We start from the raw sequence: 14,886 nt of genomic DNA, 5'->3' as shown, positions 1-14,886 counted from the left end.
TGGAAGCGGGAAATCCAAGCCCCACTAAAGGGCTTGTATCTGCCCGACCAGGGCCTCGAGGTACTGGAAAAACAGCGGGCCGTAGTGGGCCAGCTCGTCGCCCCCCGTAACCACCAGCGGGTACTTCCAGCCCCGCTCGGCCAGGAGGCGCTGGGCTTTTTCCAGGGGCCTCGAGCGGTGGGGTTTGGGCTCGTAGACGAACAGCTCCGGCCCCCGGCGCACCACCTCGGCCAGGTCGGGCGGGAAGTAGCTCTGGGGGTGCTCGGCGAAGATGTTCTGCAACCCTAGGTGCCGCAGCGCCTCATCCACGTAGCTGCCCCGGCCTGCCGTGATGGGGCCGCCCAGGTCGAACTCGAGGTAGACCCGCCGGGGGGGCAGCGCCTTGTGCAGGGCCTGGTAGCGCTCGGCCAGCCGGGCGCAAAGCTGGGTGGCCGCCTCGCTTACACCCAGCAGCGCCCCCAAGACCGCAAGGCTCTCCAGAATGCCATAGGGGCTTTGGGGCAGGGGTACCGGGAAGATGGGCAGTCCCCGCCGGTGCAGCTCAAGGAGCAATTCCCGCTGTACGCCGGTGCTGATGAGCAGCAGGTCGGGTTGCAGGTTTTCCAGCAGCTCCCAGCGCACCCGGGTGTAGCTCGAGACCACCGGTAGTGAGAGCGTGGCGGCGGGCCGGTAGCAGAAGGCGCTGCGCCCCACCACCCGCCCGCCCAGGCCCAGGGCAAAGAGACTCTCGGTCACGTTGGGGGCCAGCGATACGATGCGCTGGGCATTATCGGGCAGCTCGAGCGGCCCCAGCCAGTCGTGGGTGAGCTTCACCCGGCCACCTCCCGGTACCAGGCCTCCACCCGCTTCTGCAGGGTGTCCAGGTCGGCGTCGTTCCAGATCACCCAGGTGGCGCGGCGCACCTTTTCTTCCTGGGGTACCTGGCTCTGGTCGCGGGCCTCGAACTCGGCCTCGCTGAGGCCGCTGCGGGCCCTCACGCGCGCCTTGCGCAAAGCGGTGGGGGCGGCCACCACCAGCACCCCGGCAAAATCCGCTTCGCGCCCAGCCTCGAAGAGCAGGGGGATATCGTGCACCACCAGGCCATGCCCAGCCTGCCGGGCCTTTTCAGTTTCTTCCTGCATCCGCTGGCGCACATAGGGGTGGATGAGGGCCTCGAGCCGCCGACGGGCCGCAGGGTCGCTAAACACCAGCCGCCCCAGCGCAGCCCGGTCGAGCTCGCCCTCGAGGCAGGCCTCGGGGAAGGCCTGGCAGATTTCCGCCTTGAGAACCCGCGCCGCTTCGCGCGCGTATTCGTCGGCATCCAACACCGGCATGCCCAGCGCCCGCAAACGCTGGGCCACCGTGCTCTTGCCGCTGCCGATGCTGCCGGTAAGGCCAATAAGCCGCATCAGGGCCTAGCATACCGCGCTCTTCATGTAACGCCCCGTGGTGACTTCTTCACCGGCCAGGCCAACAAGGGTTGTCAAACTGGGGCTATGCGATGGGTTCTGGCTTCCTTGTTGACCGTACTGGCAGCCTGCACTGCTGGCTCTGAGGTCTCGTATACCCCGGAGGACCATCTGTCCTCCTTGAACGCCGTCAACCAGGCCCGCGCCCAGGCCCGCACCTGCAACTCCACCCCTTACGCTGCGGCCCCTGCACTAAGCTGGAATGGTTTGCTGGGAGAAGTGGCCCGCCAGCGGGCCGAGTACCTCCAGCAGAGCGGTGTGTTGAGCCATTACGAGGGCTCGAGCACCACCTACGCGGTTGCCATCCGCGGCCAACAGAACGGCTACCACTATGTGGAAATCCGCGAGAACCTGGCCGAGGGCTACGAACAGGCTACCGAAGCGGTAGCAGCCTGGCTGGCGAGCACCCAGGGTCACTGCGACACCCTGATGGCCCCCCACCTGCGCGAGATGGGCATGGTCAAGCGGGGGGACTACTGGGTGCTGGTGATGGCCCAGCCTCGTTAGGTGCTCGAGGCGGACTTGCCCTGCTTCCAGTGAGGTATTTAGCGGCGGCGGCGCTTTTTCTTGACGGACTTCTCCGCCTGGCCGGATGGAGCTTGCTCTTGGTCGCCACCCCACGAACCAAAGTAGATTTTCTGCGCCTTGACCTTGACCGGCTTCTGGAAACCCCCACGCTCGTCGGGGGGGCCCACCACCCGCCTCGAGCGGGCCCGGGCGTGCGGGGCCGGGCTTTTGGGTTCGGTTGCCACCACTTTGCGCGCCGGTTTGCTGGGCGTTGCAGTCTGGGGTTCGGCGGCTTTTCCGCGCTTACCCCTACGGCGCTTTTTTCTCTTGGACTGCTCGGCTTCGGGTTGGTTTTCGGTCTGATAAAACTTTTCGGTCGGCACCAGGTCAATCTGCCGGGCCGAAGGGTTGGCTCCTTCTATCTTTACTTCCATCTCGTCTCCTAGGCGAATGCGGCGCTTGGTGCGCAGGCCTTCCAAGGCCAGCAGTTCTTCGATGTGCTGGTAATGGTCGTCCTCGAGGGCCCCCAGCCGGATCATGCCCTCCACCCCGTTGTCCAGGCTCACGAACACCCCAAACCCGGTGACGCCCGAGACCGTGCCCCGGAAGGTTTCGCCTTGGTGCTTCTCTGCCCACAGGCACTGGTAGTACTTGGTCAGCTCGCGCTCGGCACTCTCGGCGGCCCGCTCCCGTTCCGAGGCATGCTCGGCAATTTTGGGGAAGCGCTGGGCCCAGTCTTCCTTGCGGGCCTGAGTTATCCGACGCTTGAGTAGCGCGCGCAGAACCCGGTGCACCACCAGGTCGGGGTAGCGCCGGATGGGGCTGGTGAAGTGCAGGTAGTGTTCGGCGGCCAGGCCGAAGTGCCCCAGGTTCTCGGCAGCATAGCGGGCCAGGCGCAAGGAGCGCAGCAGCAGGGTCGAGACCACCGCCTCCTCGGGGCGGCCCTCGGCTTTCTTCAGGATAGCCTGCAAGGCTTTGGGGGAGAGCTCACCGCCCGGCAGGCTATAACCCAGCCGGCCCAGCGCAGCCACCAGCTTGTTGTAGGCCTCCTCGCTGGGGTCTTCGTGGACGCGGAAAAGGGTGGGGATCTGTCGCTCGGCCAGGTGTTTGGCAACCACCCGGTTGGCCAGCAGCATCAGCTCTTCGATCAGGCTGCGGGCCCTGGGTTCTTTCTGGGGTATCAGGTGCAGGTTGCCATCTTCGTCCACCTCCACCTTGACCTCGGTGAAGCGAAAATCCAGCGCGCCCTGTTCCAGGCGGCGGGCTTTGAGGGTCTGGGTGAGGGTGAGGAGTTGCTGTAGGTCGTTCTGGAGCTCGAGGCTCCAGTCGGGCAGGACAGGGGCCGGGGCCTTTTCCGGGGCCTCGAGCGCCTCGGCGAAAGCCTCCACCTCGGTATAGGTCAGCCGGGCCACGCTGCGGATCACCCCCTCGGCGAAGCGGTAGTCCTTGACCCGGCCCTTGGGGGTCAGCTCCACCAGAACCGAGAGCACCAGCCGATCCTCGTGGGGCTTGAGCGAGCAGATGCCGTTGGAAAGCTGTTCGGGCAGCATGGGCAGCACCAGCCCTGGCAGGTAGACGCTGGTGGCGCGGGCATAGGCCTCGTGGTCGAGAGGGGAGAACTCCCGCACGTAATGCGAGACGTCGGCGATATGAATGCCCACGCGGTAGTTGCCGTTGGGGAGCAGCTCGAGGTGGATGGCGTCGTCGAAGTCCTTGGCGTCGGCCCCGTCAATGGTAAAAACCCGCAAGGCCCGGAAGTCCTCGCGGCGCGCAACTTCTTTGGGATCCAGATGGGCTACTTTTTCGGCCTCGGCCAGGGCTTCGGGCGGAAAAACGCTTCTCAGCTCGTACTTGGCGATGATGGCCTCGGTCTCGACCTCGGGGCTATCCCCCTGGCCTAAGTAGCCCGCAAACTCCCCATAGGGTTCCTGCGGCTTGCGCCCGCTGGGGAAGGTGACCCGCACCACCAGCCGCGCCCCGCTTTCCAGGCCCTCGAGGCCCTCCGGCTGGAGCTTGAGCGCGGGTAGCCGGGCATCGTCGGGCTTGAGCCAGGCAAACCCCTGCTTGAAGTACAGCCGCCCCACCACCTGATGGTGCGCCCGCTCGAGCACCTCCACCACCACCCCCCAGGGCTTGCCGTCGCGGCCCGGTGGGCGCGGCTCAGCCCGTACCAGGTCGCCGTGCCAGGCCCCGCCCAGGTGGCCTTTGGGGATGTACAGGTCGGGCAGGTCGGGGTGGGTGGGGATGACAAAAGCGAAACCCGCTGCATGGGCTTGCAGGCGGCCCTCGAGGCCCTTTTTCCCCAGCCCCTCGGGGAGCTGGTAGAGCTTGCGCCGTGGCTCGATCACCTTCCCCTCGGCCACCAGCAAGTCCAGGGCTTCTTTGGCCTCGTCCTTGTCGAGCCGCAGGCCCCGCACCAGCTCGCGCAGGCTAAAGCGCTTTTTGGGGTGCTTTTTGAGGTGCTCGTAGATCCGTTGCTCTAGCATGGTGTTTTCAGGACGAGGCGCTCCTCGCACCATCATAGAGCACCCGCGCGGGGTATTCGGCTACAGCACACCCTCGAAAGCCAACTGGGTGGCTTTCAAAGCCCCCTCCAGGGCCTCGAGGCACTCGTCAATGTGGGTCTTCTCCACAATCAGGGGGGGCTCCAGCCGCACCACCTTGGGGTTGTTGAGGCCAAAAGCGGTCAGCACCCCGCGCGTCGCCAGCTCGGCCACCACCACCGCCCCGATATCGGCGTCCGTGAACTCGAGGCCCACCAGCAGGCCCCGGCCCCGCACCTCCTGGATAAACTCGGGGTAGGCCCGTTGCAGGCTTGTGAGCTGCCCTATCAAGTAGCGGCCCATCTCGAGGGCCCGGGCCGGCATATCCTCTTCCAGTGTGACTTCGATGGCTGCCAGCGCCGCGGCGGCGGCCAGCGGGTTGCCCCCAAAGGTGGTGGAGTGAATCAGGGGCTCGGTTTTGTAGATGCCCAGGATTTCCGGGCGGCAGATGGTGGCCGAGATGGGCATCACCCCACCCCCCAAGGCCTTGGCACTCACCAGGATGTCGGGCTCTACCCCCTCCCAGTCCACCGCCCAGAGCCTGCCGGTGCGGCCCAGGCCGGTCTGCACCTCGTCGGCAATCATCAGCACGCCCTTCTCGCGGGTGATGCGCCGCACCTCCCGCAGATACCCCTCGGGCGGCACCCTGATGCCCCCCTCGCCCTGGATGGGCTCCACGATCACCGCGGCGGTGTCGGGGCCAATCGCCGCTTCAATGGCCTGGGCATCGCCATAGGGCACCACCGTCACGCCGGGCACCAGGGGCCGCGCTGGCAGCTGGTAGTGCTCGCGCGGGGTAACCGATAGGGCCCCCATGGTTTTCCCGTGATAACCCCCCTGGGTGGTGATAAAGCCGGGTTTGCCCGTGTAGAAGCGGGCAAATTTGAGCGCCGCCTCCACCCCCTCGGTGCCCGAGTTACCAAAATAGACCATCGAAAGGTCGCCGGGGGTGATCTCGGCCAGGCGGGCGGCCAGCCTGGTGGTGGGCTCGGAAACCATCACCCGCACCGACATGGGCATCTTGTCGAGCTGGGCCTTGACCGCAGCCACCACTTTGGGATGCCGGTGGCCCAGGGATAGGGTTCCGTAGAGGCCTAAAAAGTCCAGGTAGCGCTTGCCTTCGGTGTCCCAGACGTACACCCCTTCGGCGTGGGACTCCACCTTGTCCAGCCCGGTGAAGCGCAGCAGCCCGGCCAGACCGGGGTTGATGTGACGCTCGAACTGTTCGAAAAGGGTCATGGTCGGCCCTAAGTTTATCACGCCGGTGGACGCTGCTTGTTTGCTGTTAGCGTGGTTTGTTAGCGATGCAATACCGATCTCACTAAACCTTCAGGCACGCTTTTTACCTCTGGGTTTCTTGGTGGGCTTGGATGATTTGTCCTCCTCGTCCGGCAGCACCGCCGAGCCTCCAAGCAGCCGTCGCTTGCGCAGGATGGCCTCTTAGACGAGCTGCTCGTCCTCGGTGAGTTCAAACTCGAGGCCCCGCCGCTCGATAATGTGGTTGGCGGGAAGGTAGTTCTAGGGGCCTCTGATGTGCTCGGGCAAGCGTCCGTGCTTTTTCAGGTAATGGGCTGCCCCAGCAGGGTGTAGGCCACTTTGCTGATCCCTGCTTCCCGCACCTGAGCCATACTTCCAGGGTAGGGCCGGCCTATACTCAGTCCGACACCAGACGCTTATGGAGCGTTTCTGCAATTGCAGCGGGAATCCGCACCGCCTTGCCCCTGGGGTCCTGGCAGAGGTGGCGGGTGAAGCCCTCAGCCAGCAGGGTTTGGCCCTTCCAGACCCGGTAGCGGTACTGCAACGTGCGCGAGGTGGCCTCGCTGAGCCAGGTCTCGACCTCGACTGTACCGCCGAACCGGGCCGGACTGCGGTATGTTAGACCAATTTCCACCACCGCGAAAGCCAGACCCTGGGCTTCAATCTGGGTGTAGGGAAGCCCAATCTGGTTGAGCCACTCCACCCGTGCGGCCTCGAGCCAGACCACATAGCTGCTGTGGTGCACCACCCCCATGGCATCGGTCTCGGCGTAGCGGACGGTAATGGGCAGGCGTACCTTCATACTAGCTGGCACTTCCCAGGCGCTCGACCAGTGCCACCAGTTCCGCCGAAACCGGCTCGATGAGTTCGGCGGGGCCTTCCACCATCACCCGCACCAGCGGCTCGGTACCGGAAGGCCGCACGTTGACCCGCCCCTGGCCCGATAGCTTTTGTTCGGCCTCCTGGATGGCCTGGTGCAGCTCGGGCTGCTGCATGACCTTTTGCTTATCAGCGACCCGCACATTCTTCAGAATCTGCGGGTACATGGGCAGGGCCTCGTACCACTCGGAAAGGTCGCGCCCGGACTCGCGCATGGCTGCTAGGGTCAGGATGGCCGTGAGCATACCGTCGCCGGTGGGGGCGTGGTCGAGGAAGAGCACATGGCCGCTCTGCTCCCCGCCCAGGGTCAGGGCCGAGGCCTTGAGTTTCTCGTAGACGTAGCGGTCGCCCACGGCGGTGCGGTAGAAGCTGATGCCAGCCTCGCGCAGCTTGACCTCGAGGCCCATGTTGCTCATCAGGGTGCCCACCACCCCCGGCTCGCGCCGCACCAGGGCGTTTAGGTAGAGCACGTGGTCGCCGTGGAACTCGCGCCCCTGCCGGTCTACCAGGATGGCCCGGTCGCCGTCGCCGTCGAAGGCCACCCCCAGGTCAAAGCCCATCTCCACCACCTGCTGGCGCAAAAACTCGGGGTGGGTCGAACCGCACCCTTTGTTGATGTTGCGCCCATCGGGGGTGTTGAACATCACGAACACCTCGGCCCCCAGCCGCTGAAAAAGCCGGTGGGCCAGGCGGTAGGTAGCCCCGTTGGCGGTATCGAGGGCCACCTTGAGCCCTTCCAGACTGCCACCTTTGGAAGACAGGAAGTCCAGGTACATCCGCTCGGCCTCGCGGAAGTCGGAAACCGTGCCGATGCCATCGGTTTTGAACTCGCGCTCCAGCAGGCCCTCGATCTCGCTTTCTGCCTGGTCGGGCAGCTTGTCACCGGCAGCGCTAAAAAACTTGATGCCGTTGTCCTGGTAGGGGTTGTGGCTGGCGGAGATCATCACGCCGGCGGTGGCCTCCAGGGCCTTGGTCAGGTAGGCCACCCCAGGGGTGGGCAGCACCCCCAGGTGCTCGACCCGTACGCCCTGGGACATCAGGCCCGCGGCCAGGGCGGCCTCGAGCATATCGCAGGACTGACGGGTGTCCTTGCCCAGCAAAATTACCGGCCGCTTGACTGTGCTTTTGAAGAACGCCCCCGCGGCCTGGCCCAGCTTGAGCACAAACCCAGGCGTCAGCGGTGGCTCCCCGGCCACGCCCCGCACCCCGTCGGTTCCAAAGTATTTACGTTCCATCTTGCACAGTTTATACCTACTCCGAAAGGTATCCGGTTCCCTTGTGGAAAGTCGCCCCATCTGTCACTTTGAGGCCATGAAAAAGCTCGTGGCCCTGTTTCTCCTGGGGGGCTTTTCGCTGGCACAGCCTGCAGCGGGCACCTCGCCCTTTGTGGATGTGCCCCCTTGCCACTGGGCCAGGGCCGCCCTCGAGGCCATCGCCCGCCCCGACCCCAACCTGCGCCCCCAGCCTTCGGCCCTGCTGGCCGAAAACGCCCTGCGCCAGGTGTTCGAAGGCTTGAAATGCAACGATCCACTCTGGAGCCAGCGCTTCCTGCAGAACCCTTCGGTGGCGTTCGGCCGCAGCGGGGTTCGGCTGGATGGATTTAGCCTCGAGAACCTGCAAACCCGCCTATCGGGCAACCAGGCTACCCTGCGCTTCAGCCTGCTGGCCGTGCTGGACGGCAGTCCGGTGCGGCGTAGCGGCGAGGCCCAGTTGGTGTTTGGCGAGCAGGGCTGGCAGGTGGTGTACGCCAGCCTGGCCGCCCTCAACCTGCCAGTATTTCCTCGCTAACCAGGCCCACCGACCGGGCCAGCCAGGCCCGAAACCCGGCCAGCCCCCGCTGGAACATCCGGGCCCGTTTCTCGGACTTTTTGCCCCGTCCGCCTTCGGCGGGCACCAGCCCCCAGTTGGCGTTCATGGGCTGGAAGTTGTCGGGGTTGGCGCTGGCCAGGTACCGCACCAGGCCACCCAGCATCGTCGCTTCGGGTGGAACCAGGGCTTCCTGGCCCTGGGCCAGCCGGGCCACATTGAGGCCGGCCAGAAAACCGGTGGCTGCGGACTCGAGGTAACCCTCCACCCCGCATAGCACCCCGCTCACCAGCAGGTTGGGGTATGCCCGGAACCGCAGGGTGGGCTCGATCAGCCGGGGGGCGCACAGGTAGGTGTTGCGGTGCATCACCCCATAGCGCACGATCTCGGCGTTTTCCAGACCCGGTATGCTCTGCACCACCAGCTTCTGGTCGCCCCACTTCAACCCGGTCTGGAAGCCCACCAGGCTCCACATCTGGCCGCGCCGATCCTCGGCCCGCAACTGCACCACCGCGTAGGGCTCCTGACCGGTTCGGGGGTCGGGCAGGCCCACCGGTTTCATGGGGCCAAAGCGCGGGGTGTCGAAGCCGCGACGGGCAATTTCCTCGATGGGCATACAACCCTCGAAGAACTCGAGCTTCTCCCATTCGTGGGGGGTGTGCTTGCGGGCCTGGCTCAGCACCTCGTAAAACCGGCGGTACTGTGCCTCGTTCAGAGGGCAGTTTAAGTAGTCGGCGCTCTGGCCGTACCGCCCGGCCCGGTAGACCACCTCCATGTTAATGCTTTCGCCCAGCACCACCGGCGCGGCGGCGTCGTAGAACCCCAGGAATTCGTCGCCTAGCAGTCCACGCAGGTGCTCCGAGAGGCCGTCGGAGGTGAGGGGGCCGGTCGCCAGCACGGTAATGCCGTCCGGAGGGATCCTCGTTAACTCTTCCCGCACCACCTCGATGTTGGGGTGGGCCTCGAGCCGCCGGGTAATCTCCTGCGAAAATCCCTCCCGCTCCACCGCCAGCGCCCCGCCCGCCGGCACCCGGTTCCGGTCGGCGGCCTGCATCACCAGCGAGCCAGTGGCCCGCAACTCAGCCTGCAACAATCCTTTGGCGTTGGTCTCGCCCTCACCCCCCAGGCTATTGGAGCAGACCAGCTCGGCAAAGTGTCCGGTCTGATGGGCGGGGGTCATGCGCTGGGGCCGCATCTCATACAGCCGAACCTGCGCCCCCAGCCGGGCCGCTGTGAACGCTGCCTCCGCACCCGACAGGCCAGCTCCAATCACATGCACCTTGGTCTTCATCATCCCTGTAGTGTAATCCAGGCTTCACCACCCGTACACCTTTCTATGGCACCATACACTTACGCCAACTTGTATTCGTTCTCTTTCCACCGTGTGCGTAATCCGCCAAGGGAGGTAGCCATGCGTTTTAGGGAGGAGTTGGTGCTCAACATCCGGGCCCCACGCGAGGCGGTTTGGGCGGCTTTCCAGGACTTCTCGAACTGGTCGGTCTGGGCCAAGGCCATCAAGGAGGTAAGCCGCGAGGGCTCGGCCTGGCGCTTCCGGGCGCGGGGGCAGCCACCGGTGGATCTGGTCTGGGTGGCCGAGGCCACCCAGCGCCGCCCCCCCGAGTACCTCGAATTCCGTAGTGTGCCGGGGGTGCCGCACAACCTGGAAATTTCGGGCTGGTTGCGCTTGAGCGAAACCGTGGACGGGGGCACCCACCTCGAGCTCCTCTTCGAGGGCCAACCCCACTACGACAGCCCCCTGTTGGACAAGGCCGCCGAGTGGTACGCCACACTCTTTGGTGAACCCAACAAACTGCTCAAGGTAACCTTTGAACAGTTCAAGGAGCACCTCGAAAAAGCGCAGCATTCGCCGAAGCTTTCAGCTTCCACAGCTTGATACTATTTCAGTAGTATCGCTCACTTTGACAAGCCTAAACGATACTAGCGAAATGCTTTTCTACTCCCTACGGTCGGCTTGAATCCTTCACCTCCGACTGCGGCGGGCGGCGAAGGATTCAAGCGGAAACGGTATGGCACACGCCACGAACCCCAAAGGTGGGTTGTAGGAGGCCGGGGCGCTTACCTGGTTGCTTTTTGCGGCGTGCCGTAAGATAGGCGTATGGACAGAAGAATACGGGTGCTCATTGCCAAACCCGGCCTGGACGGCCACGATCGTGGGGCCAAGGTGGTGGCCAGGGCCTTGCGCGATGCCGGCATGGAGGTCATCTACACCGGCCTGCGACAAACCCCGGAGATGATCGTCTCGGCGGCCCTGCAAGAAGACGTGGACGCCATTGGCCTGTCGGTGCTGTCGGGGGCGCATATGCACTACTTTGGCGAGGTGCGCCGCCTGCTCAAGGAGCAGGGCGCCGACGACATTTTGCTCTTTGGTGGGGGCATCATCCCCGACGAGGATGTGCCCCATCTCAAAGCGATGGGTGTGGCCGCGGTGTTTGGTCCCGGTACCAGCACCCAGGACATTGTGGAATTCCTACGCCAGGCCACCCCGCAACGCTGGGCAGCCCAGGGCTGAGCTGCTTGGGAGATAGATCATGACAACCCCCCGAAAAACCTCCAAGGCCAGCGGCAAAAAAACCACCTCCAAGGTCAAGCCGCAGGTAAAGCCCACCGCATGGGTCAGGGTGCCCGAGGAAAGCGAAGTGTCCGAGGATGTCCGGGTTTTGTTTGGCAAGTTCAAGGAAAAAACCGGTTTCATCCCCAACGTGGCCCGCAACTTTGCCCTCACCCCTGAACACTTTCTGCGCTGGTTTCGCTACTACGACTTTTTGATGCGCAACGAAGACCAGAGCCACCTGACCCGCAAAGAACGCGAGATGATTGCGGTGGTGGTCTCTTCAGCCAATGAGTGCGAGTACTGCTTAGCCTCGCACTCGGCCTACCTGCGCGAGATTACCGGTGACCCGGTTTTACCAGATGTGCTCGCGGCCAACTACCGAAGGGCCCACCTGACCCCTCGAGAGCACGCGCTGCTGGAGTTCGCCCACCAGATCACCGTGGACTCTGCGGTGATGAGCTCCGCCGATGTGCAGATGCTACGCGCTACTGGGCTTTCCGACGAGGCCATTTTCGAAGCGGCCCAGGTTGCGGCCATGTTCAACTTCACCAACCGTATCGCCAACGCGATGGGTTGGGTGCCCAACGAGGAGTACTACTACCAGTATCGGGACAAAAAGTAGACTGATGCTATGGAAGGCTTGAAGCCGTTTGGACTGTGGGGACTAATTGCAGTTTTGGTGGGGGCCCTGATTTACCTCGCCCAGTGGCAAGGCTGGATTCCCAGCGCTTTCCCTTTCTGGGCATTGGGCATGGTGCTTGTTTTGGCCCTGGGATTCGCCAACCTGCTGGCTCGAGGGCCGAGGTAGTACACTCGTCCATGGCTATTTTTCAGGTTTGTAAACCAATCCCTTCCCTGCCGGGTTGGGCGGGATTGTCTTCTCGATGAAGACTGTCTACCCCGGTCATAGGGGTAAGTCAGGCTTCAAAAAGCCGCTCCGATGAACCAGCAAGTCCAGCCCCGTTGTGACGCCGTTGTTAACTGTGCTTTACAGGGCTACGCGAACGTCGGTTCGAAGTTATCCATCAAGCTGAAAAAGCTGAGCCGAAGGATAAAAACCTCTCATACCGTTTCCGCTTGAATCCTTCACCGCCCGCCGCAGTCAGAGGTGAAGGATTCAAGCCGACCGAAGTGAGTAGAAAAGCATTTCGGTAGTATCGTTTAGGCTTGCCGAAGTGAACGATACTGCCGAAATGCGTATCAGACGTGAATCGGCTTGTCCCAGGCGGCCAGAGCCGCTTCCTTGAGGGTTTCGGCCAGCGTGGGGTGGGCGTGGGAAGCCCGGGCCAGATCCTCTGCCGAGGCGTGGAAGGCCATCGCCACGGCAGCCTCAGCAATCAGGTCGCCGGCGCGGGGGCCGATGATGTGTACCCCCAGAATGCGGTCGGTTTCGGCATGGGACAGAATCTTCACAAAGCCATCGGTATCGTTCATGGCCCTGGCCCGGCCGTTGGCCGAGAAGGGAAACGAGCCTTTTTTATATGCAACACCCGCCGCCTTTAGCTCTTCCTCGGTTTTTCCCACCGAGGCGATCTCGGGATGGGTGTAAACCACATTGGGAATCGAGTTATAGTCCACGTGGCCATAGCCTGTCACCATGTACTCGACCGCCGCGTAGCCTTCTTCCTCGGCCTTGTGGGCCAGCATGGGACCCGCAATTACATCCCCAATGGCAAAAATGCTGGGCACAGCCGTCTGGTAGTGGGCATTGACCGGAATGCGGCCTCGCTCATCGGTGCTGAGGCCCACGTTCTCGAGGCCCAGTCCATCGGTGTTGGGAACCCGCCCAGTGGCCAGCAGCACCCGGTCGGCCACCAGGGGCTCACCCCCCTCGTACTCCACAACCCCTTTGCCGTCTTTGGCGTAAGCCGCCGTCACCCGCACGCCGGTACGAATGTCCAGGCCCTGCTTCTTGAAGATTTTCTCAGCGGCTCTGGCAATCTCGCCGTCCATACCCCCCAGGATGGTGGGCAGGTATTCCAGCACCGTGACCTTGGAACCCAGACGGTTCCAGACCGAACCGAGCTCGAGGCCAATGACCCCACCGCCAATCACCACCAACGACTCGGGTACTTTGGGATAGGCGATGGCCTGATCCGAGGTCGCCACCACGTCGTAATCGAGCGTGACCCCTTTGAGCATGGCCACCTTAGATCCGGTGGCAATCAGAATGCGCTCGGCCTCGAGTTCCTCGGTGCCCTCGGGCCCCTCCACCACTACCTTGTTGGGCGAAACGATCCTTCCGTGCCCCAGGTAGCGCTTGACCTTGTTCTTCTTGAATAGGTACTCCACGCCGCTGGTGTTGGCTTTGACCACCTTGTCTTTGTGGGCCATTAGCGCGGGCAGATCGAGCTCGGCCTGTCCGATCTTTACCCCAATAATCTGGTTGAGTTCGGCTGCGTGAATCTTCTCGCTGGCTTCCAGCAAGGCCTTAGAGGGGATGCACCCCACCCGCAGGCAAGTACCACCCAGCGCGGGTTCTTTCTCGATACAGGCCACATCCAGCCCCAATTGCGCAGCCCTGATGGCGGCGACATACCCCCCAGGCCCGGCTCCAATCACAATCAGTTGATGTTTGGTCATACGTCCTCGAGCAATTTGCTGCATCACCTAGACTTCCAGGGCTAGCCGCACCGGGTTCTCGATGAGTTCCTTGACGCGTTTGAGGAAGGTCACCGCCTCGCGGCCATCTACAATCCGGTGATCGTAGGAGAGGGCCAGGTTCATCATGGGTCGTATCACCACCGCCCCGTTTCGGGCCACCGGCCGCTCGACGATGGCGTGCATACCCAGGATGCCCACCTGCGGCGGGTTGAGGATGGGGGTGGAGTTGAGCGAGCCGTAGATGCCGCCGTTGGTGATGGTGAAAGTACCCCCCATCAGCTCTTCGGGCTTGATCTTCTTGGAGCGTACCCGCTCACCAAAATCTGCAATAGCGGCCTCGATCTGGGCCATGCTCAATAGGTCGGTGTTGCGCACCACCGGCACCACCAAACCCTCCCCGCCCCCTACCGCGATGCCGATATCGTAGTAGCGGTGATAGACGATCTCGTTACCGCGAATTTCGGCGTTGAGCTGGGGAATTTCTTGCAGGGCCTGGGTCACCGCCTTGACGAAGAAGCTCATGAAGCCCAGCTTGAGTCCGTATTTCTTCTGAAAGCTCTCGCCATACTCTTTGCGCAGATCCATAACCATACCCATGTCCGCCTCGTTGAAGGTGGTGAGCATGGCGGTGTTCTGTTTGGCGGAGAGCAGGCGCTCTGCAATGCGGCGGCGCAGGGGGGTCATGGGTACTACTTCATCGCGGCGCTCACCCCGCACCAGGTTCGCCGGCGGGCTAGGAGGCTGAGGTACGGGAGGGGTTGGGGTGCTAGGGGCAGCGGGGGCCGGCGCAGAAACTGCACGCTGCACATCTTCCTTTAGCACACGCCCCCCAGGGCCGGTTCCCGCCAGGGTTGCAGCCTGAACGCCGGTCTGGGCCGCGAGGCGTTCAGCCGCCGGCATGACCTTGGCTTCGGGAGCGGCAGGTGCAGGCGCGGAAGCAGGGGCGGGCTGGGTGGCGGGGGTGGTTGCCGCAACCCCCGCACCCTCCTCGAGCAGCGCCACTACATCCCCAACCTTGGCCTGTCCACTGGGGATCAGAATCTTGGCTATCCGCCCCCCCACCGGCGAGGGCAATTCCAGGGTCGCTTTGTCGGTAACAAGTTCGACCAGGGGCTCATCTACCCCCACCACATCGCCTTCTTTCTTGAGCCACTGGCCAATTTCAACTTCGGTGATGGATTCTCCCACTGCAGGAATTTTGAGTTCCAAGGCCATGTTGCCTCCCATAAAGGTGCGGTAGCACCTTTGCCTGTACAACTTTACTTCAAGT

At 63.5% G+C, this 14,886-nt stretch carries 15 protein-coding genes; 6 read left to right on the top strand and 9 right to left on the bottom strand.

Annotated elements, in window-relative coordinates; genetic code table 11:
* Nucleotides 1–24: 24 nt before the first annotated feature.
* Nucleotides 25–813 (bottom strand): helical backbone metal receptor, encoded by a 789-nt coding sequence (locus tag WKI89_RS11175; protein WP_337869652.1) that lies wholly within the window; start codon nucleotides 811–813, stop codon nucleotides 25–27.
* Nucleotides 810–1,388 (bottom strand): dephospho-CoA kinase, encoded by a 579-nt coding sequence (gene coaE / locus WKI89_RS11170; protein ID WP_337869651.1) that lies wholly within the window; start codon nucleotides 1,386–1,388, stop codon nucleotides 810–812. The genes WKI89_RS11175 and coaE overlap by 4 nt, the downstream gene beginning before the upstream one ends.
* Before the next feature lie 87 nt (nucleotides 1,389–1,475).
* Here coaE and WKI89_RS11165 point away from each other — a divergent pair, with 87 nt between their 5' ends.
* Entirely contained in the window at nucleotides 1,476–1,955 is a 480-nt protein-coding gene (locus WKI89_RS11165) for a CAP domain-containing protein (protein ID WP_337869649.1), read from the top strand.
* 38 nt (nucleotides 1,956–1,993) lie between these two features.
* Here the strand turns inward: WKI89_RS11165 and rnr are convergent, their stop codons facing one another.
* The 4 genes from rnr to glmM all read right to left on the bottom strand — a co-directional run bounded on the left by rnr (nucleotide 1,994) and on the right by glmM (nucleotide 7,869).
* Nucleotides 1,994–4,441 (bottom strand): ribonuclease R, encoded by a 2,448-nt coding sequence (rnr, locus tag WKI89_RS11160; RefSeq protein WP_337869648.1) that lies wholly within the window; start codon nucleotides 4,439–4,441, stop codon nucleotides 1,994–1,996.
* A gap of 60 nt (nucleotides 4,442–4,501) precedes the next feature.
* Entirely contained in the window at nucleotides 4,502–5,737 is a 1,236-nt protein-coding gene (locus WKI89_RS11155; RefSeq protein ID WP_337869646.1) for an aspartate aminotransferase family protein, read from the bottom strand.
* Between the two features lie 415 nt (nucleotides 5,738–6,152).
* Nucleotides 6,153–6,557, bottom strand: a complete 405-nt coding sequence (locus tag WKI89_RS11150; protein ID WP_337869644.1) for a thioesterase family protein — start codon at nucleotides 6,555–6,557, stop codon at nucleotides 6,153–6,155.
* Nucleotide 6,558: 1 nt separating this feature from the next.
* A complete protein-coding gene (glmM, locus tag WKI89_RS11145) occupies nucleotides 6,559–7,869 on the bottom strand; it encodes a phosphoglucosamine mutase (protein WP_337869642.1) in 1,311 nt (436 codons plus the stop codon).
* A 76-nt stretch (nucleotides 7,870–7,945) separates the two neighbouring features.
* Between glmM and WKI89_RS11140 the strand changes: the two genes are divergently transcribed.
* Entirely contained in the window at nucleotides 7,946–8,422 is a 477-nt protein-coding gene (locus tag WKI89_RS11140; protein WP_337869641.1) for a hypothetical protein, read from the top strand.
* Here WKI89_RS11140 and trmFO read toward each other — a convergent pair.
* Nucleotides 8,397–9,731 (bottom strand): methylenetetrahydrofolate--tRNA-(uracil(54)-C(5))-methyltransferase (FADH(2)-oxidizing) TrmFO, encoded by a 1,335-nt coding sequence (trmFO, locus tag WKI89_RS11135; RefSeq protein WP_337869693.1) that lies wholly within the window; start codon nucleotides 9,729–9,731, stop codon nucleotides 8,397–8,399. The two genes, WKI89_RS11140 and trmFO, sit on opposite strands and share 26 nt — an antisense overlap.
* A 120-nt stretch (nucleotides 9,732–9,851) precedes the next feature.
* Between trmFO and WKI89_RS11130 the strand changes: the two genes are divergently transcribed.
* The 4 genes from WKI89_RS11130 to WKI89_RS11115 all read left to right on the top strand — a co-directional run bounded on the left by WKI89_RS11130 (nucleotide 9,852) and on the right by WKI89_RS11115 (nucleotide 11,820).
* On the top strand, nucleotides 9,852–10,334 hold the full coding sequence (locus WKI89_RS11130) for an SRPBCC family protein (RefSeq protein ID WP_337869639.1): 483 nt from the start codon (nucleotides 9,852–9,854) through the stop codon (nucleotides 10,332–10,334).
* A 222-nt stretch (nucleotides 10,335–10,556) separates the two neighbouring features.
* A complete protein-coding gene (locus WKI89_RS11125) occupies nucleotides 10,557–10,970 on the top strand; it encodes a cobalamin B12-binding domain-containing protein (protein ID WP_013013838.1) in 414 nt (137 codons plus the stop codon).
* Nucleotides 10,971–10,989: 19 nt separating this feature from the next.
* A complete protein-coding gene (locus WKI89_RS11120; RefSeq protein ID WP_337869634.1) occupies nucleotides 10,990–11,634 on the top strand; it encodes a peroxidase-related enzyme in 645 nt (214 codons plus the stop codon).
* Nucleotides 11,635–11,643: 9 nt separating this feature from the next.
* Complete coding sequence (locus WKI89_RS11115; RefSeq protein ID WP_337869632.1) at nucleotides 11,644–11,820, top strand: hypothetical protein; 177 nt, start codon at nucleotides 11,644–11,646, stop codon at nucleotides 11,818–11,820.
* A 392-nt stretch (nucleotides 11,821–12,212) separates the two neighbouring features.
* On the opposite strand, the gene lpdA is transcribed toward WKI89_RS11115, so the two are convergent.
* On the bottom strand, nucleotides 12,213–13,595 hold the full coding sequence (gene lpdA, locus WKI89_RS11110) for a dihydrolipoyl dehydrogenase (protein WP_337869630.1): 1,383 nt from the start codon (nucleotides 13,593–13,595) through the stop codon (nucleotides 12,213–12,215).
* Between the two features lie 27 nt (nucleotides 13,596–13,622).
* Nucleotides 13,623–14,831 carry a 2-oxoglutarate dehydrogenase complex dihydrolipoyllysine-residue succinyltransferase gene (odhB, locus tag WKI89_RS11105; protein WP_337869628.1) on the bottom strand — a complete coding sequence of 403 codons (1,209 nt, stop codon included), beginning with the start codon at nucleotides 14,829–14,831 and terminating at the stop codon, nucleotides 13,623–13,625.
* Between the last annotated feature and the right edge of the window lie 55 nt (nucleotides 14,832–14,886).

Source organism: Meiothermus sp. (assembly GCF_037443965.1).
In the GTDB taxonomy this organism is placed as follows: domain Bacteria; phylum Deinococcota; class Deinococci; order Deinococcales; family Thermaceae; genus Meiothermus.
The sequence above is the reverse complement of the archived record's forward strand: the minus strand, read 5'-3'. Positions and strand labels throughout refer to the sequence as shown.